This window comes from Planococcus sp. YIM B11945 (assembly GCF_050864155.1).
Taxonomy (GTDB): Bacteria; Bacillota; Bacilli; order Bacillales_A; family Planococcaceae; genus Planococcus.
This window is the reverse complement of sequence record NZ_JBOZWR010000007.1, coordinates 44,896-69,488: the sequence shown is the minus strand read 5'-3', so window position 1 is coordinate 69,488 and position 24,593 is coordinate 44,896. Positions and strand designations below refer to the sequence as shown.

Genomic DNA, 24,593 nt, shown 5'->3' with positions numbered 1-24,593 from the left:
TATATTGAACTAAAGAATTAGATTTTTAAAAACTGCTTCGGACGCTTTGGACATGGCTCTACTGGTTCTTATTTTAGCGAGTAGCACTCCTGTCTCTGCACCGCATCGCTAGCTTCGAAACAAAAAACCGTTGCAGTGCTGCGCACTTCGTCGCAAAGACATCGACCGAACTTCCTTCGGCGCGAGCCCACGGCGATAAAACCTTGTGCTCCTGCGCAAGCTCGTCGCAAAGACATCGGCCAAACTTCCTTTGGCCAATGTCTTCACAGCTGTTTTGCGGAATATCAATAAGTACAAAACAACGTCGTTACTAAAACTCTAAGCTCCGAAACAGCACCTTGAACCCCGTTGAACCTATGGTATGATAAAAATAATTCACAATTCGAAAAAGGAGACACTTCCCTTGCGAAAAACCGGCATAGTTTTATTGTGTTTCTTATGCGCCCTTCTTTTTTATTTCACCTTCACATCAGCCGAAAAAGTGTTTCGTTCTGATTGGCAACTGCCGGCATCGACGGATTTACAAGGGCCGCAACAGCGTCTCGTGCTGATTTCCAAAAACATGAAAACGCCTTTTTGGGACCAAGTTGCAAAAGGCGCGATGGACCAAGCACAGAAAAAAGGGGCGAGCCTTGAAGTATGGGGAAGCTATGGCAATAATGAAAAGGAATTTTTAGAGAAAATTGAACTAGCGATTTATTCGAAAGTTGATGGCATTATTGTCCAAGGAATGGATACAGCAGAGTTTAACGAACTGACAAAAGTAAAAGCTTCTTTTTACGGGATACCCATCATTACGGTCGCAAATGACGTGCCGATGGAAGAAAGTTTGAGAAGAACCTATGTAGGGTCTGACCAGTATTTGGCAGGCAAAATGATTGCTGAGCAGCTATTGATGGATATGGGGCCGAATGGAAATGTTGTGTTGCTTAATGATAGCCAGCAAGAGCATTATCAAATGCAGCGCCTTCAAGGCATCAAAGACATTTTGCAAAAACAGCCGGGAGTAAAGATTTTGACAGCGAAAACCGGGAACACACGCGAACAAATCATTTCAGCGACTCAGCAGGTGCTGAACGAAATGCCGGATGCCGATGCGTTTGTTTCCATCAATGCCGATTTTTCCGGAGTGATGATCCAAGAAATTGGAAAGCGCTTTCAAGTGGAGCCGTTTTTTATTTATTCATTTGATGATGGGCCCGACTCGATGGCGCTGTTGGGTCAAGGCAAGCTTGACGGCATAATTGAGCAATCGCCCGAAAAAATGGGCAGCACCAGCGTGGAACTAATTTTGAAATGGCTGGATGATGAAACCATGCCTCTGGAAATGGAAGGTTATTTGACCGATATTCAGATGCTGAAAGCGGTGGAATCCCCATGAATACCATCCAAAAGAAAATATGGAAGCTGACTCTGGTTGTTTTGTTTATCATGGCGATCATCTGGATCGCGCTTACGTATTACAATCAGAAAACACTTGATCAATATAACTCGGTGCTGCAGCGTTACTTGAATTTGAACGAAGTTACCGTTTCCAGCCAACAAGTCATAACCGATTTGAACAACTATATGTTGGAACCGTCTCTTAAGAGATATGACCAGTTGCAGCGCAGCGAAAAAAAGGTTCAACAAGTGAAAGCTGAAATCGGGGATTTGAAAAATGAAGAAAATAATTTTGCGTTGACGAATTACATGAACTTGATCGATAGCTTAACGGAAACGACTGGAAGAGCGCAAATGTATCGGGCGCAGCAGGAAACCGAAGCTTCTGCCCGGGAATTTTCCGAAGCGACCCGGATATCGAATTACATTTCAGAAACGACGCTTACGCTGATTGATAGCGAACTGAAAACGTACGAACGCTTTTACCGGGGCATCATGGAACAATCGGCCGAACTAAGGCAATTGGGGATATGGCTGTTGCTGCTCATTACATTTGTATTATTGGTCATGACGTACTGGTTTTCGATGAGCATCACAAAGCCTGTTCAAAAGCTGACGCATTCGGCGAACGAATTGGCCAAGGGCCGGTTTGATCTGCCCATCAAAGTGGAGTCGAATGACGAAATTTCGTTTCTTGCGGAAACCTTCGAACGCATGCGCATCAACACGAATAATTTGATCGTGGAAATCCAAGAAAAGGCGCAGCTCAAGCACGAGTTGCAGCGCAGCAAATTGTTGTTGCAGGAAAGCCAGCTGCGAAGCCTGCAAAGCCAAATCAATCCGCATTTTTTGTTTAATACCTTGAATATCCTTTCAAAAAAAGCCTATTTGGAAGGCGCTGAGGAAACAAGTGATTTGCTCGTCAGTGTTGCAGGCATCTTGCGCTATAATTTGAAACGCCTGGAAAAGCCCGTTACGCTTCGTGAGGAAGTAATTGTCTTGCGGCAATATATGGATATTCAAAAAGCCCGATTTACCGACCGGCTGCATTTGGAGATGGAGATTGATGAATCGTGCTTGAATGTCCAAATACCTGGACTGACACTTCAGCCTATCATAGAAAACGCGGTTATCCATGCAATTGAGCCGAATGAAGAGGGCAGCGCAATCTGGTTTCGCATTATCGATGCTGTCGACCAAGTCCGTATTGAAATTGAAGACAATGGCAATGGAATGGAAGAAGAGAAAATCAAGCACGTGCTGGAAGAACGCCAAGGGGAAACAGAAGGGCATACGTCCGGAATCGGTTTCAGCAACGTTGTCAGAAGGCTGCGCCTTTTTTACGGCTGTGAAGACGTGATCGAAATTGACAGCGGCTTAGGAATGGGCACAAAAATCGTGTTAAAAATACCGAAAATAAGGAGAGCTGAATAACATGATGAAGCTCCTAATTGTGGATGATGAACAACTCGAGCGGGATGGTTTGCAAGCGATTTTGCAAAAAGCCTATCCAGAGCTGGTCATTAAGCAATCAAAAAACGGTAAACTTGCTGTCGAAATGGCCAGTGAATTCAAACCGGATTTAATTATGATGGACATTAAAATGCCGGGAATGAGCGGGCTGGAAGCGGTGGAGCGGATAAGTGCAGAGCATCCGGAAATCAAATTTGTCATGATTACGGCATTTGATACGTTTGACTATGCGCGGCAAGCCATTAAACTCGGGGTCAAAGATTATTTGCTGAAACCGAGCAAAGCTAGTGAAATTGTAGCGACTGTTGGAAAAGTATTAAATCAAAACGAAGAAGAGCGGAAGTTTTTAGAGGCCAGCCAAGCCCAGCAAAACTCGCTGCAAAAAGCCTTGACGCTCGTTGAAACGGATGTGGTGACGCAATTGCTGTTCGATCATGTCCATGAAGTGCATTTGGACATGCTGGTCGAAATGCTTGATATCCGCTCAACCAATGAAAAATTTGTCATGAGTGTTTTATTGCCGGAAGGTTCAGGGAGCTATTATTCGGCCATTAAAGAAAAAGTGCGAAAAACAAAGAGCGGCTGGGTCGGTGCGTTGTATGGCCGGCAGCTCCCCATTATTGTATTTCGGGAGCCCGAAAAATCATTCCGTTCCCAAGCAATTTCACTTGCAAAGGACATTCTTTCGGTGTCAAAACTGGAGCAAGGAACCGAGTGGTTTATTGGCGTCGGCAATGTCTGCGGGTCGTTGGAAGAAATTCGCCAATCCTATCAGGAATCTTTAATCGCTACGATGGATTCAAGCTTGCCCGTTAAATACCGTTTTTATGCGGACGTGCCGGATATCGGGGAAGGGCAAGGGGGCAAACTCATCAAACAAGGGGAAAAGCTGTTGTTTGACCAAATTCGCCTTGGGCAATGGGAGCAAGTCCGGACATATGCAATGGACATCATTCAAAGCTACGAAAACGAAGGTGCGGACCTTTTGCAGATTCAGCAGCGGGTATTAGAATTGTTGTGGATTGCCAGACGGGTCATGAGCGAAATCGGCATCGAGGCAGAGACGCCTTTTTATACGTTCCAAGCCCAGGACAGCCGGCAGCTGCGTGCGGAAACCGGCCATTTGCTTGACCAAATGAAACAGTCGTATTTGCTGCATTACGGGCAGCTGGAAGCGGATGCAATGCATCAAATCAAACAGTATATTAGCGACCATTCGCATCAAGACATTTCACTTGAAGCGCTTGGCCAAAAAGTGGGGTTGAGCCCGATTTACATCAGTAAAATGTTTAAAGAAAAACTCGGGGTCAATTACATCGACTTTTTAACAGAATGCCGCATTGAAAAAGCGAAAAAACTGCTCGCAGACCCTTCGAAAAGCATTAAAGAAATTACGTTCGAAGTGGGTTATCATGAGCCCAACTACTTCAGCAAAGTATTTAAAAAAAATGCATCAGTCTCGCCGAAAGAATACCGAAAAACGCTGCTCGGCAAGAAAAGTTTGGCGGTTGTTGAATAGTGGCGGAAAGGAGATCGCCAATGGGAAGGTTCGTTATCCAGGTTAAACTTGCTCTTCTGGCAGCGCTGCTGATAGCCGGCGTTTCAGCTTGCCAAGAAGAAGCAGCTGTTCCTGCAGAGCAGCACCAAAAGCCGGCAATGGCAGAAATCCGAAACAGTGAAGATTTGCGAATAGACGATCCCGTTAAAATCGGATTTTCAATGGACACGCTTCTTGAGGAGCGGTGGCTGAAGGATCGGGATTTATTTAAAGGCGCCATTGAAGCGCTCGGCGGCGAAGTGGAAATATTGGCAGCGAACGGCGACGATGCCCTGCAAATTTCCCAGGCAGAAACGCTAATCAGCCAAGGCGTTGACCTTCTCGTTGTGGTGCCCCATAATGCAGAAGCAACCGCTGCGATTGTGAAAAAAGCTCACAAAGCCGGCATTAAAGTGATTGCCTATGACCGGTTGATCAATAACGCGGAAATCGATCTGTATGTATCGTTTGACAATGTGAAAATTGGCGAGCTGCAAGCAAAAGCCATTTTGGAATTGGTGCCTTCCGGAAATTATGTCTATATTGGCGGTGCCGAGACGGATAATAATGCCCGTTTGTTGAAAGAAGGCGTATTCAGTGTGCTCCAGCCTTATATCGATAAAGGCGACATTACAGTCACATATGACCAGTGGACTGAAGATTGGTCGCCTGCCAATGCCAAAGCCAATATGGAAAGGGCGCTTCAAGCAAACGGCCAAAAGATAGATGCGGTGATTGCGGCAAACGATGCGACTGCAGGCGGGGTTATTGAAGCGCTCGAGGCAGCCGGTCTTGCTGGAGACATTCCGGTTGCGGGACAAGACGCAGAACTGGCGGGAATTCAGCGGATTATCGAAGGCACCCAAACGATGACTGTATACAAACCAATCAAACTGCTGTCGGCAGAAGCGGCAGAACTGGCAGTGAAGCTGGCTAAAGGGGAAAGCATCGCAGCGGGACAAAAAATTAACAACGGAAAAATTGAAGTGCCTTCTGTTTTGCTGTCTCCATTTGCAGTTGATGTCCGAAACGTAAAAGAAACGGTGATTGCAGATGGGTTTCATTCCGAGCAAGATGTCTATAATTTTGCGGATAAATAAGCGCAGCGAAAACAGCCCGTTCAGAACTCTGAATGGGTTGTCGAGAAAGTTGGTATAGTCTTCTCACTGCACTTCAGGCGGACGCTTTCCGCGGGACGCAGCCTAAGCCTCCTCAGCCGCTTCACGTCTTGCGGGGTCTCAGGCTCACGTCTTGTCCGCAGGAGTCGCCGCCTTCCGCTTCATTCGAAGAGAAAGCTCACTTGAAATGTTTCCAATAATAAAAAATAAACAAAGGCTAGCACAGGTGAAGTTTTCTGCTTTTGCTAGCCCTTTTGATACCGAGAAGCTATTTCTAGTAAGCTATGGAGCAAACCAGCGGAGACGCCTGCGGGATAGCGAAGTGCCGAAATCCACTCGGGCGTCAGCCCGAGTTAGTTCGGCGCGAGCCCGCGGCAAGCGCAGCTGGTTTGCGGAATAGCAAACAGGAAAAATTTTTCCGCCTGTTGAAGAGTTTTACTATTGGAAAAACAAGTGGTCATTTTCAAAAATATACGAGTAGCTGATGTCGACAAACAAAAAGAATTGATTGGACAACGGATAGCTGAACGTCCGGACCATTTCGCCGGTTTCGATATCTGAATAAGTTTCCGACAAAATGCCTTGATGCCACGTTTTCATATGCATCATATTTTCCAGGAAATAAGGGCGAAAAGCCCAATGCGAACCTTTTTGACTGCCTTCAACTTCCCAGATGGTATGGCGTTTTCTGAAATTGGAGGAAACTTGTTGGCCATTGCTGTCGCAAATATACAAGCGGAAACTTTCTTTATGGAAAGAATCTTTTACAGCTTTGATAAAAGCGTCTGCTTGATCCGGGCCATGCCATTGCGGCAATAATTTTTTCACTTTTTCTTCACACGAAAGGATAAAGGCGAACCTTGCCTCAATCCTCGCTTTTTCGCGCTGCACAAAATCCTTCACCTTTTCCCCCATATCAACAGACAAAGCATCCGTCGTCAAAAAGTTAAAGTCTGGTTTTGCCAAATAAAATCCTTGGTAATAATGCCCGCCATGCTTCCAAGCAAAATACAATTGGTGGTTGTCCTCAATGTTTTCATACGCCAGTTTGGCGCCGATTCTTCGAGCCAATACAGCGAGCGATGAAATGATGTCTTGAAACACATCCGGGCTGTGCTTCCGGAAAATGCCCGCATCGATTTTTAAAATATGCGGGCGAAGCTGCCGGATCCGGTCAATATTGGAACTTTTGGCGCCGACATTGTCAACGGCTACTTGGATGCCGTACGTTTTGTAATACATGAGCAAGTGTTCGAGCACTTCAAAGTCTTCATCAAAATCGTGCTCCGTTATTTCCAAGACGATGCGGGTCATGGCAAATCCTTTTTTCTCGAACCCTTTCAAGGTTTGCAAAAAGTCTTCTCCACTATTTACAAGCAATTGCTTGGCATTGCGGTTGATAAACAGTGTGCACTTATTTTCTTCTTCCAGCATTTTTTCTATGGCTAACTGCAAAATATAGTGGTCGACTTCAATTTTATACTCATCGGGCACATCTGTATCATGAAAAAAATCACCGAGGCTGATCCATTCGTCTTCAAAATGATATCGCCCCAGCAGCTCATAGCCGATGATCGTATGTTTGACCGCGCTGATTACGGGCTGAAAAACCGGTTGGACTTTATGTAAATTTTCAAGAATATCTAAAGGATCCACAGCTGCTCATCCTCCTTTGAAGTAGTGTAATAAAAAAAGAAGGAACATAAAAGCGGACAGAGGAAGAAAAAAGCGGGAGAGAAGCCTCTTCCACTTCATTAAAAGAACGAGGCCGTAAGAATATCAGGAATTCCCTTTAAACTTCATGTCTTTGGCAAGAAGGGCTTCACGCAGAATTCCAAACGCTTTCGGTCCCACGCCATGCATTTTCAACACTTCTTTCTCGCTCATTTCCGTCAACTGCTCGAGCCGGTAAATTCCGACAGCAAAAAGGGCTTGGCGAGCAGGTTTTCCTATGCCTGCTGGAAAATCGCTGTTCAACGAAGCGTCCTGTTCAGTCATCGCGATTCCCTCCATTCTAAAATAGATAAACGGATTAGTAGTGAAATAATTCGATGCCCGAATTATAAACTCCTTCTTTGTTTACAAACTGTGATAAGCTTCCTTTTTTATTTCCGGAATAGCAATCTGTTTATCATTAAAATTTTTCAACAAAAAAACAGCGGAATCGCTCCGCTGTTTTTCATCTCTTAAGAAATCAAGTATTCTTTTAATGCTTGCTGTAAAGTGCCGAGCGTTTTTGTTTTAGGGTCGAAAGACAAACCTAAGTGGATCATTTTTCTCACTACTTCTGCTCTTAATCCAGTAATGACGGTCTTGCATCCCATCATGCCTGTCCCATCAATGATTTTCATCAAGCGATGGATGACTTCAGGTTCCATATCGGCAATTCCCGACAAGTCCATAATTAGTGTATGAATGCGGGATATGCCGACTTCGGTCAAAACTTTTTCTTCAATAACAGATGTACGGAAAGAATCCATAGAGCCGATCAACGGTAAGATCGAAACAGATGTATTTATTGGAATGATTGGAACTGAAAGATTTTCAACCATTTGACGGTGCGCTAGAATCAAGGAGTCTTTGTATGTAGAATAGCTGATGAAAAATGTGTTTAAAAACGCATCAACGCGCGTGTTGATGTCTTTTTCCATGCTGAAAAAGTCGAACGCTACTTTATTAAGAGTCGCATCATTGTATTGTTGGAGGAACGTCCAAATGGTGCGGCGAATGGCTTGAACCCATTCCAACTTAAAGGAAAGTTCAATGGAGTGCGTCGCCCAAGCGATGCCTTCTTTTTTCGCGAATTGTATAAGTTCTTCTTCTTGCCCTTCGATTATATAACCGACTACTGTATGGGCATTAGTCACAAGGTCAATATTTCCAATGGCCAGAATTTCATCAATTTTGTCTTTTACGTTAACGGCTTCTGCTAATAATTTTTCCTCGAATGCTTCTTGGTATTTGTGGAAAAACTTTTTGATTTCTTCTGCATTTTGCAATGGATGTGTCATTTAGCTTGCTCCTCTATAATAAAATTTTAAAATAATAGATAGTAATTTAATTAAAGCACATAGCTCGAAAAAATAAAAATTATAGTAGATAATATTACCCTTTTTTTAAAAAAAACGTTATACAAAGATTTTTTCTACAAAATCTAGAAAAAGCCCGGGGAATAAGTCTCAAATAGCATAGAACTCTATAATCCATCTTTTTCAGCGTGCCGACAAATCAGTATCAACGTTTTAACCTAAAAGCTTAGGGTAGAATAAAACTATACAGAGTTTTAAAGGAGGCTATAATATGAATGAAGATCAGTTGCTGGCGACAGCCGATATTGAATCAGTAGATTCAGCGTTAGATGGATATGAAGAGGGTGCAGCAGTGCACGTGCATCAGGAAATGCTTAAACGGATGATGGAACATTTCCCAGATGTGTTTTTAAAAGAGGGAGATCTTGTTCTCTACCGGGAACAATACCCGATTTATACTCACGACCGAGAAGACGGGGATATCGATGTAAAGGAACGCCTATAAGTGAACGAAAAATCCGACCTTCATATGAGGTCGGATTTTTTAGCAATGGTTTACGAAAGAGCGCGTTCTTTTCTTAGCCTTTTGTGTGCAGAGCTTGTCGCAGGAGTGAGGGCTTCTAAGCCGAATGCTTTTGATAAGCCGAACTTTGCCATATTGCCGTAAATCGATTCCGACTGGCCGGAATTGATTACATATGTTTCGTGATAAATGCCGACTGCATCGTTATTGCCAACTTTTTTATTGAAGTTCTTCCAGGCGCTTAAATGCTTTTGGCCTTTGGCATATGCCATCAATTCTTCTTCCGAGCGCCAATATTGAATCATTAGCGTTGTCCGCAGCCCGAAAAAGTTTTCCATGGAGAGGCAGCCCAGCTCTTTATGGCTGTAGAGCTCTTTAATCATGGGAGGCATGGCCATAAAGACCGGCCACCATTTATGGATGGCCCACCATTTGTTGATGCGTGTACCGATGAGAAAAACGACAAAGCCCTCAGGGGTTTCTGCCGTATACCGGCCTGGGTAGACTTGTGCGCTCATCACTGTTCCTCCTTTTTGAGTAAAAGTTTTTGGGTTTCTTTGCACCAGTCAATGGCAGCTTGGGTCGTAGACAATCCATAATCCAATGTAATGATCCAATAGGGCGCATCTTCCTCATTAAATAGTTGCGTAGAAATCATTTCTTTTATTCCTCGGTAAGTGAGCAGGCGAGCCGATAATTTTTCTTGGTAGCTTTTTAAGTGGCGTTGAATCGTTTTCGGTTCTTGGTGGCGGCTGAAAAACACTTTAAGCAGCAATTCATTTTTTTCCGCCGGCAATTCCACAATAGGCTGTTCCAGCCAGTTTTTTAACGCCTGTTTTCCGGAAAGGGTGATTTGGTATTCTTTTTTGTCTGGTTTTCCTTCTTGAGCCAAATCCTCGACAGTGACAAAACCTTGTTCGGCCAAAAGTTTTAAAGTCGGATAAATTTGGCCATAGCTGATTTTCCAAAAATGATTCAAGCTGCCGTCAATCATTTGTTTCATCGAATAGCCGGTCGTACACCCGACAGTCAAGAGTCCGAGAATTGCAAACTGTGTATGATTTTCTTTAGCAATAAAAACCACTTCCTATATCTTTAAGATATATATCTTTTTAATATATACATTATAGTTTCAATAATCTGAAAAGTAAAGGAGGGTTCAGTTTAAAGTAAATAAATGTATAGAAATATTTCTCTGAATAAAGCAGGCAAATTGCTTTACTTAATGCCGCTATTTTTATAATATAAAATTACTTAAAAGAAAAGTTTTTAATCGCTGCTCAATTAACTTTATATCACGGTAAAATGTTGTAGACTTTAGCGCTGACAGCAAAGCCGAAAAGAATCCGTTGGATTCTTTTCGGCTTTTTTTATTCAACGATTAATTGCCTTCGGGTGTAAATATAGGAGGGAATGAGTCATATGCAGAGAAACCAGCCCTTATTTTTTGATAATGCTTCTTATTATTTCACTCGAATCAAAGACACGCACGAAGAAGATGGCCAGCGCCGCATTACTTTTTTTGGACGTTTGACAATAGAGAATGACTGGGACTCTAAAAGCATTTGGGTCGAGATCGAACAAGTGAAATGGGAGCAGGCAACTGAAAAAATGAAGGCCCTGCCCGACAGTGTGCAAATTTATTCGGTATCGGCAGCTGTTTTTCAAGAGCTTGAAAGGCTATCGGGCATTTGCCACCAAGAACTTTACTTCATCACACCAATTTACAAAACCAATCGCTCAAGAAAATTAGCATAAGCATAACAATGGTAAATGAAAACATGGGAGAAATGAAATTTAATTCTTCCAGAGGACCCCTTAAGAGAAATGGGTTTATGAAAACGAGCGGGAAATAGTTTATATGTGCCCTTCATCAAAATCCCCTCGAATGTCTTGCCCCTTTTAATCCTGCTGTTTCATTACCCCATAAATGAAGCATCAGGCTAAGGAATACAAATTGCTCCTGTATCCCCCCGCGGAACTTATCCGCAAGGAGCACAATAGAAACGGTCAGATGATGAGAATCATTTGGTCGTTTTTTATTGGCAGTAATCATTCTTTTTCGGTTTTAAAGACTTTATTCCATTACCAGTGAATATAATTGGTTATGTGGCTTTCTCCATGAAATTAGAAAAGAAATGAACGGCGAGTGGGGCATCCTTCTGGTTCTTTTAGTGGAAAAATTATTGACTATTTAATAAGATAGTCGTATACTTGCCAATGAAAGCGCTTTACTTACTGCTGTTTTATGTGTTTTGTTGAACGCCTCTAAAAGCCGTTTTAAACAAAGCATATATATTTTTACTTTTTACAAAAACGTTTTCGTAAAAAGTTTTGAAGCTTTTTTCAGGAAAGGGGACTCTCAAAAATGATGGATTATCAACAAGGTTCTGGAGAGTTCAAAGATTGGATCGTATCGGAAACGTCGTTTTCTTCTGATCATTTAGGGAAGTGCGAAGCGATAATGTCTCTTGGCAACGGGTATATGGGCGTGCGGTCAGCTACTGAAGAACCTTACATAAAAGAACAACGAAATTTGTTTGTGAATGGAACATTTAATAAAGCTCAAATTAATGAAGTGACGGAGCTGCCCAATATAGCGGATGTTACCCGAATTGACATCCAAGTAGACGGTGAGCGGTTTAGCTTAGAAATTGGGAACACTGAAAATTACATACGCCAGTTAAACTTAAAGACGGCCCATTTGACTCGGAGCTTCGATTGGACTTCGCCGAAAGGGAAAAAATTGCGCTTTCATTTTCAGCGATTTGCATCACTCGCCAATTTGCATTTGCTGGCATCGAAAATGGAAGTAGAAAGCTTGACTCACTCTGTTGAGTTTTCCTTTGAATCTGGCATTAATGCACAAATGAACAACTCCGGATCGCAGCATTTTCTTGAAGGCGAGCGCCGGGTATTTGATAAACAGTTGATCCAACTGGTGCAGACAACCAATGAATCGAATGTAGATGTCGTGGTGAATACCACCCATACCATCAAGGTGAAAGGCGAAGAGCTGCAAGTCGAACCGGATATGGACATGTCCCGGCGGAAAGTCTGGCTCGGTTATTCTATCAATTTACAGCCGCACGATCGTCTGGCCGTAGAGAAATTTACGACCATCCATACAAGCCGTGATTTGGATGCAACGGAAGCGGAATACGATTTGCTGCAATTGCGCGAGTCATCACTTGGAGCTTTGAAATTAGCTGCACTTCAAGGCTATGAATCGCTGTTTGACGCACATCAACAAGCTTGGCAGCAGAAGGTGTGGGATGTTTACAACATAGAAATCAACAGTGCCAATTCATTTGACCAGCTGGGTTTGCGTTTTGCGCTTTATCATCTAACGGTGATGACGCCAGCACATGACGCACGCATGGGAATTGGGGCAAAAGGATTGAGCGGCGAAGGCTATAAAGGCCATTCGTTCTGGGATACGGAAGTCTTTATCTTGCCATTTTTCACTTTTTCCAATCCAGAAGTTGCCAAATCGCTGTTGACTTACCGCTATCTTGGCTTGGCTGGAGCGAGAGCAAAAGCCATCGAAAACGGCTTTAAAGGCGCGATGTATCCATGGGAAATGGCTTGGCCGACCGACGGAGAAGTAACGCCTGTATGGGGAGATATTGACATTGTTACCGGGGAACAATCCAGAATCTGGTCCGGTGCAATCGAGCAGCACATATCCGCAGACATTGCGTTTGCGGTTTATCAATACAATGAAGTAACTGGCGATCAAGAATTTTTGGATCAGTTTGGGTATGAAATTGTTTTTGACACCGCCAAGTTTTGGGCAAGCCGCTTGGAATGGAACGAACAGACAGGGCGCTACGAGATTTCCAATGTGATCGGCCCCGATGAATACAAAGAACACGTAAACAACAACGCGTTCACGAATTACATGGCGTATTTCAACTTAAAACTGGCCATGCGCTATTATGAAAAATTAATGGAAGAAAACCCGGCATTGCTTGAAAAATTTGCAGGGCCATTGGAATTAGCCGTAGCTTACCCGGACTGGCAGGAAAAGGCTGGCAAGCTTTACTTGCCGGAGCCCCGTGAAGAAGACCGAGTCATCCCGCAAGATGATACGTATTTGCAATTGGAAGAAATCGATTTGACAAAATACAAAAACCAAGAAAAAGTGCGGACGATTTACCGGGATTTTAATTCCGAACAAATCAATTCGTTTCAAGTGACCAAACAGGCAGATGCTTTGATTTTATTGTACTTGCTGGAGCAAACTTTCTTGCACGACGATCCGCGTATTTCAAAAGAAGTAAAACGAGCCAGTTTTCACTACTACGAACCGAAGACGCTGCACGATTCGTCGCTCAGCTTGGTTACCCACTCGATCTTGGCCAATGACATCGGCAAGGCTGATTTGGCTTATGAGTTGTTTCAAAAGTCGACGGAAATTGATTTGGGCCCTTCGATGAAAACCTCAGATGAAGGCATTCATGCCGCTTCGATCGGCGGAATTTGGAAAGCGGCCGTCTTTGGTTTTGCAGGAATCCGGCTGGCTGATGGCCGGCTCCGGATCAATCCGAAATTGCCGAAGAATTGGCAAGGAATGAAGTTCGCCATTCAATGGCATGGACAGCGGGTGAAGATTTCCATCACACCGAAGATGTTGTCGGTCGAAGTGGAAAATGAAGGGGTTTTGTCGTTCGAGGCGAATAATCTTATTCATGAGTGCAAGGGCTATACCGAGATTTCGCTTGCTTAAGAAAAGCGGGAAATCGTTCATGCAAGAAAACTTAACTCGGTAGTTATAAAATGATGGATTTCATTTTATTTACTATAGCAACTCAAATTATATAAGGGGGAATTCACATGAAATTCCAGAAAAAAACGTTAGGCAGTTTGGTATTAGTTTTCGTATTGCTTTTGTTGGCTGCATGCGGCGGCGGGAGCGACGAAGGTTCGACAAGCAGTGAAGAAGGCGGAGCGAAGAAAATTACGATTTTCCAAAGTAAAGTCGAAATTTCTGATCAGCTTTCAGCATTAGCTAAAGAGTACACAGAAGAAACAGGCGTTGAAGTAGAAGTTTTAGGTACGACAGGGGATGACTACTTCCAGCAATTGCAAATCCGCTTGAACAGCAACCAAGGACCGTCTATTTTCAGCCTTCAGCACGCGATGGAAGCTGAAAAGCTGAAATCGTATGTAGTGGATTTAAGCGGTGAAGAATACGTGAAAGACATTGCACCAAACATGGAATTGAAATTGGAAGACAAAGTTGTCGGAATTCCATACGGCGTTGAAGGTTTCGGAATCATTTACAACAAAGATTTGGTGAAACCGGAAGATGTAAAAGACTTGGCTTCATTTACAAGCACATTAGAAAAATTCAAAGGCCAGGACATCAATGGCTTTAGCTTAGCTCAAGATGCTTATTTCTTGATCGGCCACATCAGCAACTACCCATTCTCATTGCAGCCGGATCCAACAGATTTCATTTCTAAATTGAATGCTGGCGAGGTCACTATGGCTGAAACACCAGAATTCCAGGAATTTGGACAGTTTATGGAAGCAATTAAAAACAACACACCTACACCTTTGAGCGTTACTTACGATCAGCAAGTCGGTGATTTTGCATCAGGCAAAACAGCGATGATCCACCAAGGAAACTGGGCTGGAGGCATGTTGAAAGAATTTGACGTGGACTTTGAATACGGCATGCTGCCATTCCCGTTAAACGGAAATGACAAACTGGCTGTCGGAACAGGAAACAACTGGGCGATCAACAGCCAAAAAGATGAAGCAGAAGTTCAAGCAGCAAAAGATTTCTTGAACTGGATGCATACAAGTGAAACTGGAAAACGCTATATTGTAGAAGAATTTGGATTTGTTCCAGCTCTTACAACAATTGAGCCAGGCGACTTGGATCCATTGTCACAAGCAGTTTCTGACGCTTCAAACAGTGGCGAAACAATTCCTTGGGCACAAAATGCTTTCCCAGCGAACATTGTTCCAAATGATTTGACGCCATTTGCGCAGCAGTTCTTCTCTGAAGACATGAACGCTAAGCAATTTGTCGAAGAATTTGATAAAGCATGGCAAAACGCTCAATAAAAAGAACCTTTAAAAGAATATGAGTAAGCACAAGCATGGACACGCCATTATTGGCGTGTCCACTGCTTACTTTAATAGGTTTTAAAAACAAATAGAAAGAAGGGGTGGACATGTCAGGCAAAAATAAGAAAAAGTGGTTTTTATTGTTTACAGGTCCTTTATTGGTCATTTTTATAACGGTTGTCATCATTCCTTTCATTATCGGAATTTATTATGCATTTTTTGAATGGGACGGCATTGCAGCAAATCCAAAAACGTTTGTCGGATTTGAAAATTTTGCAAATTTGTTTGAAGACGAGCGGTTCCTCAAATCGGCATGGCTGACCACATTATTTACTATTTTATCAGTGATTACCATCAACGTAGTGGGCCTTGTTTTTGCTTTGCTGGTGACGTCTAAAATCCGCACAGCAAATGCAGCGCGCACCATGTTGTTTATGCCATATTTAATCGGCGGCTTGATCTTGGGCTATATTTGGCAGTTCGTCTTTTTGGATGTTTTTGAACTGTTTGGTGAAATTACGGGTCTTGACAATGTCTTCTTCAATTGGCTGGTCGATCCACAGTTTGCCTTATATGGATTGGTTTTTGTGTTCACGTGGCAAATGGCTGGATATATTATGATCATTTATATTGCCGGCTTGCAAGGCATACCGAATGATGTCATTGAAGCGTCGAAAATCGACGGAGCGAGCCCTTGGCAGCGCTTCAGAAAAATCACGCTGCCTTTGTTGATGCCGGCTTTGACGATCAGCTTGTTTTTAACGCTTTCTTCAGCGTTTAAAATCTACGATGTCAACTTGTCGTTAACCGGAGGCGGACCGGCCAATGCTACCGAAATGTTTGCGATGAATATTTACAACGAGATTTTCGGCAGCGGCAACTATGGCTTTGGCCAAGCGAAAGCCATCGCCTTCTTTATCATTGTAGCGGCCATTACGCTGACTCAAGTGTATATTACGAAGAAAAGAGAGGTGGAAATGTGATGGGGAAATTCGCTGGATATATAAGAGCCGCCTTGCTTGTGGTGCTTGCTTTGCTATTTTTGTCTCCCATCTACATCATCTTTGTAAACTCTTTTAAAGATCGGCAGGAACTTTACGATAACGCATTATCGTTTCCTACTAATTTCAGTTTCCAATATTACATGGAAGCGATGGAAAAAATGAATTTCTTGAGCGCAATTGGCAACTCGCTTTATGTGACGATTGTTTCGGTATTGATCATTGTGGTGTTGTCTTCGATGACCGCTTGGATGTTAGTGCGGACGGAAAGCAGATGGAGCACCGTGATTTTCATGACGTTTATCGCCACTATGCTTATTCCTTTTCAAACCTTGATGATGCCTTTGATGCAATTTATGAGCACGATCACAGAGACTTTGAATATTCCGATGTACAATACGCGCGAAGGGCTCATCTTCATGAATGTTGGCTTTCACGCGAGCCTTTCAGTGTTTCTCTATCACGGTTTTATCAAATCGATTCCCATCACGCTTGAAGAAGCGGCGACCATTGACGGCGCGACAAAGTTTGGCGTTTTCTGGAGAATCATTTTCCCCATGCTAAAACCCATTACGGCAACCGTTATGATTTTAAACGTTATCAGCATTTGGAATGACTTCCTTTTGCCTTCGTTAACGCTTATTGATACCGGGCTGCGGACCATTCCGTTATCGACGTTTTATTTCTTCGGAGAATTTTCAATTCAATGGAATTTGGCGATGGCCGGTTTGACATTGACCATCATTCCCGTCGTCATTTTCTACGCACTGGCCCAAAAACATATCATCAAAGGAATTGGAGAAGGGGCAGTCAAGTAAGTTTATACATGCAGGAGGGAACCACATGCGTGATTTTTCAGGACTAACGGAAACTTTATACATTGCCACTGAATGGATCATGCGTTTTTCTGTCATTAATATTTTGTGGTTTATTCTCAACATTCCCATTATGTTTACCGTTGCAAGCTTCTTTTTGGGAGAGGGAAAAAGCGGTGAGATGGTTTATTTGCTGCCGCTCGTGGTATTATTGCCTGCTTTGTTCGTTCCAAGCACCGCAGCCATGTTTGCCACAGTGCGTGAATGGATCTTGAAAAAAGACCAAGTTTCTTTAATAAAAACGTATTTTTCTCATTTGAAGGCTACGTATAAAAAAAGCTTTGGTTCCGGTATAGCATTGATGGTCTTTTGGCTCGTCTGGCTATTGGATTTCCTGTATTTCAAAAATGAAAACGATGTGCTAAGCATGGCTTTTGTTGTCATTGGATTGATCTTGTTTATCTTCACGATCAATTTCTTTTCATTAAATGCTCATTATCAAATGAGCAATAAGCAATTGATGAAAAATGCTTTTTTTGTGACGCTTGGCAATCCGCTCTTAAGCCTGTTCATCTTGGTCAGCAACTTATCAGTGTTTTATGTAAGCGCTACGGAGCTTTTGTTTTTACTGCCGCTTTTTGCAGGAACGGTCAGCGCGTTTCTTTCTTTTTTGGCTTTCTACCGCTTTGCGTTAAAAGTGGAGAAAAAGGCTTTGGGAAGAAAAGAGGGCTAATTTGCTAGTAAAGCGGCATCCGCTTATTGAGTTGGCCTCCGTGCAGGAGCTATTATTTTTCAGGATGTGATGAGCATGGCTACCATTAAAGATGTGGCTAAAAAAGCGGGCGTATCGATTAGCGTGGTTTCAAAAACCTTCAATAATTATGTAGACGTCAGCGAAGAAACACGGCAGCGCATTTTCACTGTCGCAAAAGAACTCAATTATACGCCGAACATCGTTGCAAAAAATTTATCTTCTAAAAAGCAAATGACGTTTGGGCTGATTTCTTCAGGCGTCCTTAACGATAACGTAAAAGACAATAACGCGTTTGATATTTTCAAAGGGGTTTACCGGGAAGTTTCGGAAAGTAGATTTGAGTTGTCCATTTACCTCATCGATTCCCAAAAACAAAAACAGCAAAGCTATGTGCAATATTGCCGCGAGCGCAATATTGGCGGAGCCATTTTGCAGGGCATACGGACGGATGACCCGTACTACAAAGAATTGATCAACACCGATATTCCGTGTGTGGTCCTTGATATTATGAACGAAACGAAAAACGGCATGATCGGCAGCGTCTCTATTGAAAACGCCCAAGCCAGCAAAGAAATGGCGCTTCATTTATTGAACCGAAATCACCGGCGCATTGCCGTCATGTGTGGCACAAAAGAAACATACGTCAACAAGGAACGGATGAACGGGCTAGAAGAGGCGCTGCAGTCATACGGCATGAGCTTAAGCGATGTAGACGTATTGGATGCCGATTTTTCGGAAGAAGCAGCTTATGAACTCACCAAAGCTTTTTTGCAAACGAAACAGCCGACCGCCTTTTTGTGCTTTAGCGACTTAATGGCTTTTGGTGTTATGAAGGCTGTGAAAGAAGCAGGCTTGCGGATTCCTGAAGACGTTTCTGTTACCGGATTTGATGATTTGGTTTTTAGCGGTTTTACAACGCCGCCGCTTACTACAATTAAACAAGACTTTGTTGAAATTGGAAAAGCCGCCGCAAAATTGCTTCAAGACATAAAAGAGAACAAGTTAGAGCGCCAGCATATATGGGTCAAACACGAGTTGATGGTGCGGGACAGCGTAAAAACCTTGTCCAGCCATTGAGCGCTTGAAAAAGAAAGGAACTTGCTTGCATGACACACTATCCAAAAGTTTTTATATACGATCTTGATGGAGTCATTACCGACACAGCGGAATTTCATTTTTTGGCCTGGCAAAAACTTGCCGAGGAATTGGGGATTTTGTTCGACCGCCAATTTAACGAACAGCTAAAAGGCATCAACCGCATGGATTCACTCGACCGAATTTTACAATTGGACGCTTCCCAGCCTGAATTTTCTTCTGAAGAAAAAGAAAAGCTGGCCGCCCGCAAAAACGACTATTATTTGGAATTGATAGAAGCGATCAATCCATCGCACATCCTTCCGGGAATTGAAACTTTGCTAAAGGCGAATAAAGCCGCAAACGTCAAAATTGCACTTGGTTCAGCCAGCAAAAATGCACCGGCAATTTTGGAGAAACTTGGCTTAACAAGCTATTTTGACTATATCGTGGATGCATCAAAAGTGGAAAAAGGAAAACCGGATCCGGAAACGTTCACCACGGCAGCAGAGGCTTTAGGAATTTCGTACCCGGATTGTATTGGACTTGAAGATTCAGCCGCTGGAGTAGAGGCTATAAATAAAGCGAATATGTATTCCGTCGGCGTCGGGGATCCTGCTCATTTATCCCATGCCCATTACTTAGTAGCGGATACTTCCGCATTGATGTTCGATGAAATCATCAAACAGTACCAAACGCAGCAAGAGCGGGAAAAATGAGAAACAAGCAAGGAGTGAACAGGAAATGACCTGGAAATTAACGAAGTTTGAACTGGATAACCAAAACTTGCTGATAAATGAAAGCCTTTTATCTTTAGGGAATGGCTATTTAGGGGTCAGAGGGAATTTCGAAGAAGGATATAAAGAAGATTTTAAATCCATTCGAGGCGCATATATTAATGCGTTTCATGATGAAACGGAAATCAATTATGGCGAAAAGCTGTACGGTTTCCCGGGAACGCAGCAAAAGATTTTAAACGTGATCGATGCCCAAACGGTCCAAATTTACTTGGATGAAGAACGATTTTCCGTATTTGAAGGAGAAACCCTTTTCTGCGAACGCAACTTGCACATGGATGCCGGTTTTGCGGAGCGCATTGTCCACTGGATTTCCCCGAAAGGCAAAGAAGTCAAGATTTCCTTTAAGCGGCTCGTTTCCTTCACGACAAAAGAATTGTTTGCCATAGACATCACCGTAGAGCCGATCTCACCAATTCATCAAGTGAAATTCGTTTCTTCAATCAATGGCGACGTTTCAAACTTTGTCGACAAAGAAGATCCGCGCCTGGCTTCCGGACACGCCAAGCGGCTTCATGTGACGGACGTGCGGCAAGACGGCAGAATCAGCCTGGTAAAAGATACAACATACGTAACAAAATTGGAAGTGGCATGCGCTTCTTCTTCAATTATCGACTCCGAAAAACATACATACGACAGCAAACTGACCGATGCGCAAATAGAAGAAACTTTTCTATGCGACAGCACAGCGCCCATCCGTTTTACGAAATACAATGTTTATACCGATACATTGCGGCACGGCGAAGCGGTCGCTGAAGAAGCGGTCCAAATACTGCAGCAACAGCAAAGCAAAACGTTCGAGGATCTCTTGGCAGAACAAAGAACCTATTTAGACAAATACTGGGCAATTGCAGACGTGGCAATTGATGGCGACGAACAAGTGCAAGAAGGCATCCGCTTTAACTTGTATCACCTTTTGCAATCGGTCGGCAAAGACCCGGCCAGCAATATTGCAGCAAAAGGATTGTCCGGCGAAGGCTACGAAGGCCATTATTTCTGGGATACGGAAATTTACATTTTCCCTGTATTCTTGATGACCAATCCTGCAATCGCCAAAAACCTCTTGCTGCACCGCTACTCGATTCTCGACAGTGCAAGGCAGCGCGCGAAAGAAATGGGCCATGAAAAAGGCGCGTTGTTCCCATGGCGCACGATTACTGGATCGGAAAGCTCGGCATTCTTCCCTGCAGGAACGGCACAATACCATATCAGCGCCGATATTGCCTATAGCTATATTCAATACTACTTGGCAACCAAAGACGAAGACTTTTTGAAAAACTACATGGCTGAAGTGCTATTCGAAACGGCTCGGTTGTGGGCGGATGCCGGACATATGCAAAACGGCCAGTTCCGCATTGATTCGGTCACAGGGCCGGATGAATACACATGTGTCGTCAACAACAACTACTACACCAATGCCATGGCGAAACATAATTTGTTGTGGGCATCAAAAGTGTATGGGCTGCTGAAAGAAGCAGATAATGAAAGCTTGAAGCAATTGGCGAGCCAACTGGAACTGACGGAAACGGAAGTTAGCGTTTGGCAAAGTGCAGGCGATAACATGTATTTGCCGTACGACGAAACGCTTGGCATCAATGCCCAAGATGACAGCTTTTTGCAAAAGGCCCGCTGGGATTTGAAAAACACGCCAACGGAAAAATTTCCGCTATTGTTGAATTACCATCCGTTGACGTTGTACCGGTATCAAGTGTTAAAGCAAGCGGATACGGTGCTTGCTCATTTCCTGCTTGAAGACGAACAAGACTTCGAAACGATCAAAAATTCTTATGACTATTATGAGCAAATTACGACGCATGATTCTTCATTGTCCTCGTGCGTTCACAGCATCATGGCTTCAAAACTGGGCTACCAGGAAAAAGCCTATGATTATTTCAGCGAAACTGCCCGCTTGGATTTGGAGAATACGCACAAAAATACAAAAGACGGGCTGCACATGGCTAATATGGGCGGAACATGGCTTGGCATTGTCTACGGATTTGCAGGATTGCGCTTGAAAGAAAGCGGCCTTTCGCTTGCTCCTAATCTGCCGGCAGAGTGGAATTCCCTGACGTTTCAGTTGCAATACCAGGGCCGCTTGCTAAAAGTCCACAAAACGAGAGAAGCTACCGTCTACACACTAGTGGAAGGAGACCGGTTTACCCTGTCTCATAACGGTGCTCCGCTGGTTCTTGAAAAAGGAAAATCGGTTGAAGTAGAGTAGCCTTCAGAAAGTATAAAAAGAACAGCTTGTCTTAGTATATTTGAATCATGTATAATGAATTTGCTTGGAAAACAATAGAGTTTCCAACTTACTTTATCTGTGTATAAATCTTTCTAAAACGATTGCTCAAGTGATGCTATTGTGAAAATACAATTAAATGTGTTGGTATAGTGATGCAGACAATAGAGCTGTAGCAAAGCCGAAAAGAACTCCCGATTAAAGGAGGGCTTTTCGGCTTTTTTTATATGGTTAAAACTTTGCTTATAGCCAATCGGAAAGAAGAAACAGACAAGAAAGGAGGTTTCGGATGGAGAATGAAAGAAAACTGCAAATAGAAGTGGGATCCTATATTTCCGGCTTGTTGCGGACATATTTTGGAAAAGGGCCGAAATCGGTATATGTAGCTATTAAGAGCCCATATATCATTATGCATTTCCGGGATTTTGTCACGCCCATGGATAAATTTCTATTGCAGCAAAACGAAACGAAACGCATTTTAGAAACCCGGGAAATGCTAATGGAGAACATGAAAAAAGAAGTTGTCGATGAACTTTGGGAAATTGGGGAACTCAACGTAACGGCTATTTATTCCGATTGGAATTTGGAAAATAAAACAGGAATCATCATCGGAAAATTGGATGGCAATGAAAAAGACCAAAGTTTAACATGGCCAAAAGATCTCGACGAAGAAGCGTTTCGCAATCAGTTAATTGAAGCAAGCATCCTTTCGGAAAAGTCGCCGGAAGACCAAGAAATTTATTGGCTCGATCACCGCACCATTCTCGTCCAGCGCTCCAATATTCTCTTGCCAATTGAAAAAGAATTGATCAACAATGGCCACGCAGAGGAATTGAAACGGGCGAAATGGGAATTAGAGCAAAAGATATTAAGCGGCCTTGAATTCGAAGACATTCTTAAAAGGCCGGTTTCCGAAGCATTCCTGGACTGGGATTTTGCTGAAGATGTTGGCTATATTGTTTTTATTGTGAAATCATAATCCGGTTTTACAAAACAGTAGAATATGAAAGAAAAGGATATTCCACCAAAAGTGGATTTTTTGATTTTAGAAAGACTGCAGATAAGTAAATGGAATGGCTGGTTGACAATGCTCCTGCATATAAAGCAGGTGAGCAAAAGGCCGTCTCAAAAAAGTGGGCGATGAAAAATCATTGATTTTTCATCGCCTGTTTTTTATTGAAAGCATATTCATTTACATCGCAAACGATGTAGTTTATATTTATATCGTATACGATATAAATAAGGAGGAAGATTAATGAAACCACTTTACGAAACTACAGTAATCAATACAGGCGGCAGACAAGGGTCGGTATTTACGGAAGACAACATCTTTTATTTGGATGTAGCGAAACCAAAAGCGTTAGGCGGAGATTCCACAACAGCAACCAATCCGGAGCAGCTGTTCGCAGCGGGGTATAGCGCGTGCTTTAATAGCGCATTGGAATTGGTATTGGAACGTGATAAGGTGAAAGTGGAAAAAAACGAAGTGAAAGCGACAATCGCTTTGATCGGCGATCCGGAAAATGGCGGCGTGAAATTAGCTGCGAAACTGGAAGTCGATATTGTCGGCCTGAATGAAGAGCAAAAGCGGGAGTATGTGGAAAAAGCGCATCAATACTGCCCATACTCAAAAGCAATCAAAAATTCAGTCGATGTAGAGATTGTCGTTCTCTAACTTACTGGATAGGTGGGATCATATGGCCATGCCCTCAAAGCTTGACCAACAACTTTGTTTTGAAGTCTACAAAGCTTCAAGTAATTTTACAAAATTATACGCACGGGTGCTGCAGCCTTTTCAGCTGACCTTTTCGCAATACTTGGTGCTGCTCGTGTTATGGGAAAAAGACCAACTGCTGACAAAAGAAATCGGCGAGCAGCTTGGCCTTGGCATTGGAACGCTGAATCCGATTATCGGGCGCATGATTGCCCAAGGCAGATTGGTGAAGGCGCAATCGGAAACGGATAAACGCGCATTTGTGATTTCGTTGACAGAAAAAGCCAAAAGCGAACAGCAAGCAATTGAGCAAGCGGTGTACGATAAATTGGTCAGCTGCAATATCATCGATACGAATGCAATCGAGCTGATGAAGAATTTAAAAAGCTTGAATGCAGCCTTTGCTGAAATGGATTTATAACCTCAACTGGAAGGGGGAAAAAATATGAGCATTTACGATATCGACGTGGAAAAAGCAACTGGGGAAGCCTACTCACTGAGCGAATACAAAGGCCAGCCGATGCTGATTGTTAACACGGCAACAAAATGCAGTTTCAGCAACCAATTCGACAGCCTGGAGAAAATCTACAAAAATTACAAAGAGGAAGGGCTTGTCGTTCTCGGATTTCCATCAGATCAGTTCCGCCAAGAATTGAAAAGCGCGGAAGAAGCTGCAGAAGCTTGCCGCATGAGCTATGGCGTCAGTTTTCCAATGCATGGCATCGTCGACGTCAACGGGAAAAATGCCCATCCGTTGTTCAAGTATTTAACCGAGCACAGCAAGGGCTTGCTGCTTAACAGCGTAAAATGGAATTTTACAAAATTTCTTGTGGATGCAGAAGGCAATGTAGTGGGAAGATACGCGCCAAAAGACAAACCCGAATCATTTGAAAACGAAGTGAAAAAAGTGCTGGCGAATAAAAAAGCATAATTTCTAAATTCAAAAAACTGTTTTGCCAAGGGGCAAAGCGGTTTTTTCGTTAAAACCATAAAATGGCGCCAACGTATTTCAAAAAAAGAAGTAGTTGCTTAAACTTTTTATTTAAAGCTGC

Annotated in this window: 23 protein-coding genes; 18 read left to right on the top strand and 5 right to left on the bottom strand. The window is 43.1% G+C overall.

What is annotated here, in order from left to right:
• The first annotated feature begins 403 nt into the window (after nucleotides 1-403).
• Genes ACRRQV_RS13830 through xylF form a run of 4 tightly spaced genes read left to right on the top strand, consistent with a single transcriptional unit; the run spans nucleotide 404 to nucleotide 5,493 of the window.
• Nucleotides 404-1,381: a sugar ABC transporter substrate-binding protein gene (locus tag ACRRQV_RS13830; RefSeq protein WP_432531847.1), complete on the top strand. Its 978-nt coding sequence runs from the start codon at nucleotides 404-406 to the stop codon at nucleotides 1,379-1,381.
• Complete coding sequence (locus ACRRQV_RS13825; protein WP_432531845.1) at nucleotides 1,378-2,817, top strand: histidine kinase; 1,440 nt, start codon at nucleotides 1,378-1,380, stop codon at nucleotides 2,815-2,817. Before ACRRQV_RS13830 ends, ACRRQV_RS13825 begins: the two co-directional genes overlap by 4 nt.
• 1 nt (nucleotide 2,818) lies before the next feature.
• Nucleotides 2,819-4,375 (top strand): response regulator, encoded by a 1,557-nt coding sequence (locus ACRRQV_RS13820; RefSeq protein WP_432531843.1) that lies wholly within the window; start codon nucleotides 2,819-2,821, stop codon nucleotides 4,373-4,375.
• Nucleotides 4,376-4,395: 20 nt separating this feature from the next.
• Nucleotides 4,396-5,493, top strand: a complete 1,098-nt coding sequence (gene xylF / locus ACRRQV_RS13815) for a D-xylose ABC transporter substrate-binding protein (protein WP_432531841.1) — start codon at nucleotides 4,396-4,398, stop codon at nucleotides 5,491-5,493.
• A gap of 456 nt (nucleotides 5,494-5,949) precedes the next feature.
• On the opposite strand, the gene ACRRQV_RS13810 is transcribed toward xylF, so the two are convergent.
• The 3 genes from ACRRQV_RS13810 to ACRRQV_RS13800 all read right to left on the bottom strand — a co-directional run bounded on the left by ACRRQV_RS13810 (nucleotide 5,950) and on the right by ACRRQV_RS13800 (nucleotide 8,522).
• Nucleotides 5,950-7,167, bottom strand: coding sequence for an EAL-associated domain-containing protein (locus ACRRQV_RS13810; protein WP_432531839.1), 1,218 nt, complete (start codon nucleotides 7,165-7,167; stop codon nucleotides 5,950-5,952).
• Nucleotides 7,168-7,290: 123 nt separating this feature from the next.
• The gene (locus ACRRQV_RS13805; protein WP_432531837.1) at nucleotides 7,291-7,509 is read right to left on the bottom strand and encodes a DNA-binding protein; all 219 of its coding nucleotides are present in this window, start codon (nucleotides 7,507-7,509) and stop codon (nucleotides 7,291-7,293) included.
• Nucleotides 7,510-7,697: 188 nt separating this feature from the next.
• On the bottom strand, nucleotides 7,698-8,522 hold the full coding sequence (locus ACRRQV_RS13800) for an STAS domain-containing protein (protein WP_432531835.1): 825 nt from the start codon (nucleotides 8,520-8,522) through the stop codon (nucleotides 7,698-7,700).
• 289 nt (nucleotides 8,523-8,811) lie between these two features.
• On the opposite strand from ACRRQV_RS13800, the gene ACRRQV_RS13795 reads away from it, so the two are divergent.
• Nucleotides 8,812-9,045, top strand: a complete 234-nt coding sequence (locus tag ACRRQV_RS13795; protein WP_432531833.1) for a hypothetical protein — start codon at nucleotides 8,812-8,814, stop codon at nucleotides 9,043-9,045.
• Between the two features lie 50 nt (nucleotides 9,046-9,095).
• Here ACRRQV_RS13795 and ACRRQV_RS13790 read toward each other — a convergent pair whose 3' ends face one another.
• Entirely contained in the window at nucleotides 9,096-9,581 is a 486-nt protein-coding gene (locus ACRRQV_RS13790; RefSeq protein WP_432531831.1) for a DUF4188 domain-containing protein, read from the bottom strand.
• Nucleotides 9,581-10,096, bottom strand: a complete 516-nt coding sequence (locus ACRRQV_RS13785) for a PadR family transcriptional regulator (RefSeq protein WP_432531829.1) — start codon at nucleotides 10,094-10,096, stop codon at nucleotides 9,581-9,583. The genes ACRRQV_RS13790 and ACRRQV_RS13785 overlap by 1 nt, the downstream gene beginning before the upstream one ends.
• Before the next feature lie 389 nt (nucleotides 10,097-10,485).
• On the opposite strand from ACRRQV_RS13785, the gene ACRRQV_RS13780 reads away from it, so the two are divergent.
• The 13 genes from ACRRQV_RS13780 (at nucleotide 10,486) to ACRRQV_RS13720 (ending at nucleotide 24,472) form a co-directional block, all read left to right on the top strand.
• Nucleotides 10,486-10,821, top strand: a complete 336-nt coding sequence (locus tag ACRRQV_RS13780) for a hypothetical protein (protein ID WP_432531827.1) — start codon at nucleotides 10,486-10,488, stop codon at nucleotides 10,819-10,821.
• A gap of 610 nt (nucleotides 10,822-11,431) precedes the next feature.
• Nucleotides 11,432-13,795 (top strand): glycoside hydrolase family 65 protein, encoded by a 2,364-nt coding sequence (locus ACRRQV_RS13775; protein WP_432531825.1) that lies wholly within the window; start codon nucleotides 11,432-11,434, stop codon nucleotides 13,793-13,795.
• 107 nt (nucleotides 13,796-13,902) lie between these two features.
• Nucleotides 13,903-15,144, top strand: coding sequence for a sugar ABC transporter substrate-binding protein (locus ACRRQV_RS13770; protein WP_432531823.1), 1,242 nt, complete (start codon nucleotides 13,903-13,905; stop codon nucleotides 15,142-15,144).
• Between the two features lie 110 nt (nucleotides 15,145-15,254).
• The gene (locus ACRRQV_RS13765; RefSeq protein ID WP_432531821.1) at nucleotides 15,255-16,130 is read left to right on the top strand and encodes a carbohydrate ABC transporter permease; all 876 of its coding nucleotides are present in this window, start codon (nucleotides 15,255-15,257) and stop codon (nucleotides 16,128-16,130) included.
• Entirely contained in the window at nucleotides 16,130-16,966 is an 837-nt protein-coding gene (locus ACRRQV_RS13760) for a carbohydrate ABC transporter permease (protein WP_432531819.1), read from the top strand. Before ACRRQV_RS13765 ends, ACRRQV_RS13760 begins: the two co-directional genes overlap by 1 nt.
• Nucleotides 16,967-16,991: 25 nt before the next feature.
• Nucleotides 16,992-17,696 (top strand): YesL family protein, encoded by a 705-nt coding sequence (locus tag ACRRQV_RS13755; RefSeq protein WP_432531817.1) that lies wholly within the window; start codon nucleotides 16,992-16,994, stop codon nucleotides 17,694-17,696.
• A 75-nt stretch (nucleotides 17,697-17,771) separates the two neighbouring features.
• On the top strand, nucleotides 17,772-18,794 hold the full coding sequence (locus tag ACRRQV_RS13750; protein ID WP_432531815.1) for a LacI family DNA-binding transcriptional regulator: 1,023 nt from the start codon (nucleotides 17,772-17,774) through the stop codon (nucleotides 18,792-18,794).
• 29 nt (nucleotides 18,795-18,823) lie between these two features.
• Nucleotides 18,824-19,510 (top strand): beta-phosphoglucomutase, encoded by a 687-nt coding sequence (gene pgmB, locus ACRRQV_RS13745; RefSeq protein WP_432531813.1) that lies wholly within the window; start codon nucleotides 18,824-18,826, stop codon nucleotides 19,508-19,510.
• Nucleotides 19,511-19,535: 25 nt separating this feature from the next.
• Nucleotides 19,536-21,809, top strand: a complete 2,274-nt coding sequence (locus ACRRQV_RS13740; protein WP_432531811.1) for a glycoside hydrolase family 65 protein — start codon at nucleotides 19,536-19,538, stop codon at nucleotides 21,807-21,809.
• A 307-nt stretch (nucleotides 21,810-22,116) separates the two neighbouring features.
• Entirely contained in the window at nucleotides 22,117-22,806 is a 690-nt protein-coding gene (locus ACRRQV_RS13735) for a Na-translocating system protein MpsC family protein (protein ID WP_432531809.1), read from the top strand.
• Nucleotides 22,807-23,082: 276 nt separating this feature from the next.
• The gene (locus ACRRQV_RS13730) at nucleotides 23,083-23,502 is read left to right on the top strand and encodes an organic hydroperoxide resistance protein (protein ID WP_432531807.1); all 420 of its coding nucleotides are present in this window, start codon (nucleotides 23,083-23,085) and stop codon (nucleotides 23,500-23,502) included.
• Between the two features lie 22 nt (nucleotides 23,503-23,524).
• Nucleotides 23,525-23,962 (top strand): MarR family winged helix-turn-helix transcriptional regulator, encoded by a 438-nt coding sequence (locus tag ACRRQV_RS13725; RefSeq protein WP_432531805.1) that lies wholly within the window; start codon nucleotides 23,525-23,527, stop codon nucleotides 23,960-23,962.
• A 24-nt stretch (nucleotides 23,963-23,986) separates the two neighbouring features.
• A complete protein-coding gene (locus tag ACRRQV_RS13720; protein WP_432531803.1) occupies nucleotides 23,987-24,472 on the top strand; it encodes a glutathione peroxidase in 486 nt (161 codons plus the stop codon).
• Nucleotides 24,473-24,593 lie beyond the last annotated feature (121 nt).

Coding starts and splice junctions, on each gene's coding strand:
- ACRRQV_RS13800 (WP_432531835.1), bottom strand. CDS start 8,522: ATGACACATCCATTGCAAAATGCAGAAGAAATCAAAAAGTTTTTCCAC.
- ACRRQV_RS13720 (WP_432531803.1), top strand. CDS start 23,987: ATGAGCATTTACGATATCGACGTGGAAAAAGCAACTGGGGAAGCCTAC.
- ACRRQV_RS13765 (WP_432531821.1), top strand. CDS start 15,255: ATGTCAGGCAAAAATAAGAAAAAGTGGTTTTTATTGTTTACAGGTCCT.
- ACRRQV_RS13725 (WP_432531805.1), top strand. CDS start 23,525: ATGGCCATGCCCTCAAAGCTTGACCAACAACTTTGTTTTGAAGTCTAC.
- ACRRQV_RS13760 (WP_432531819.1), top strand. CDS start 16,130: ATGGGGAAATTCGCTGGATATATAAGAGCCGCCTTGCTTGTGGTGCTT.
- ACRRQV_RS13780 (WP_432531827.1), top strand. CDS start 10,486: ATGCAGAGAAACCAGCCCTTATTTTTTGATAATGCTTCTTATTATTTC.
- ACRRQV_RS13750 (WP_432531815.1), top strand. CDS start 17,772: ATGGCTACCATTAAAGATGTGGCTAAAAAAGCGGGCGTATCGATTAGC.
- ACRRQV_RS13805 (WP_432531837.1), bottom strand. CDS start 7,509: ATGACTGAACAGGACGCTTCGTTGAACAGCGATTTTCCAGCAGGCATA.
- ACRRQV_RS13755 (WP_432531817.1), top strand. CDS start 16,992: ATGCGTGATTTTTCAGGACTAACGGAAACTTTATACATTGCCACTGAA.
- ACRRQV_RS13825 (WP_432531845.1), top strand. CDS start 1,378: ATGAATACCATCCAAAAGAAAATATGGAAGCTGACTCTGGTTGTTTTG.
- ACRRQV_RS13730 (WP_432531807.1), top strand. CDS start 23,083: ATGAAACCACTTTACGAAACTACAGTAATCAATACAGGCGGCAGACAA.
- xylF (WP_432531841.1), top strand. CDS start 4,396: ATGGGAAGGTTCGTTATCCAGGTTAAACTTGCTCTTCTGGCAGCGCTG.
- ACRRQV_RS13790 (WP_432531831.1), bottom strand. CDS start 9,581: ATGAGCGCACAAGTCTACCCAGGCCGGTATACGGCAGAAACCCCTGAG.
- pgmB (WP_432531813.1), top strand. CDS start 18,824: ATGACACACTATCCAAAAGTTTTTATATACGATCTTGATGGAGTCATT.
- ACRRQV_RS13770 (WP_432531823.1), top strand. CDS start 13,903: ATGAAATTCCAGAAAAAAACGTTAGGCAGTTTGGTATTAGTTTTCGTA.
- ACRRQV_RS13775 (WP_432531825.1), top strand. CDS start 11,432: ATGATGGATTATCAACAAGGTTCTGGAGAGTTCAAAGATTGGATCGTA.
- ACRRQV_RS13820 (WP_432531843.1), top strand. CDS start 2,819: ATGATGAAGCTCCTAATTGTGGATGATGAACAACTCGAGCGGGATGGT.
- ACRRQV_RS13740 (WP_432531811.1), top strand. CDS start 19,536: ATGACCTGGAAATTAACGAAGTTTGAACTGGATAACCAAAACTTGCTG.
- ACRRQV_RS13795 (WP_432531833.1), top strand. CDS start 8,812: ATGAATGAAGATCAGTTGCTGGCGACAGCCGATATTGAATCAGTAGAT.
- ACRRQV_RS13735 (WP_432531809.1), top strand. CDS start 22,117: ATGGAGAATGAAAGAAAACTGCAAATAGAAGTGGGATCCTATATTTCC.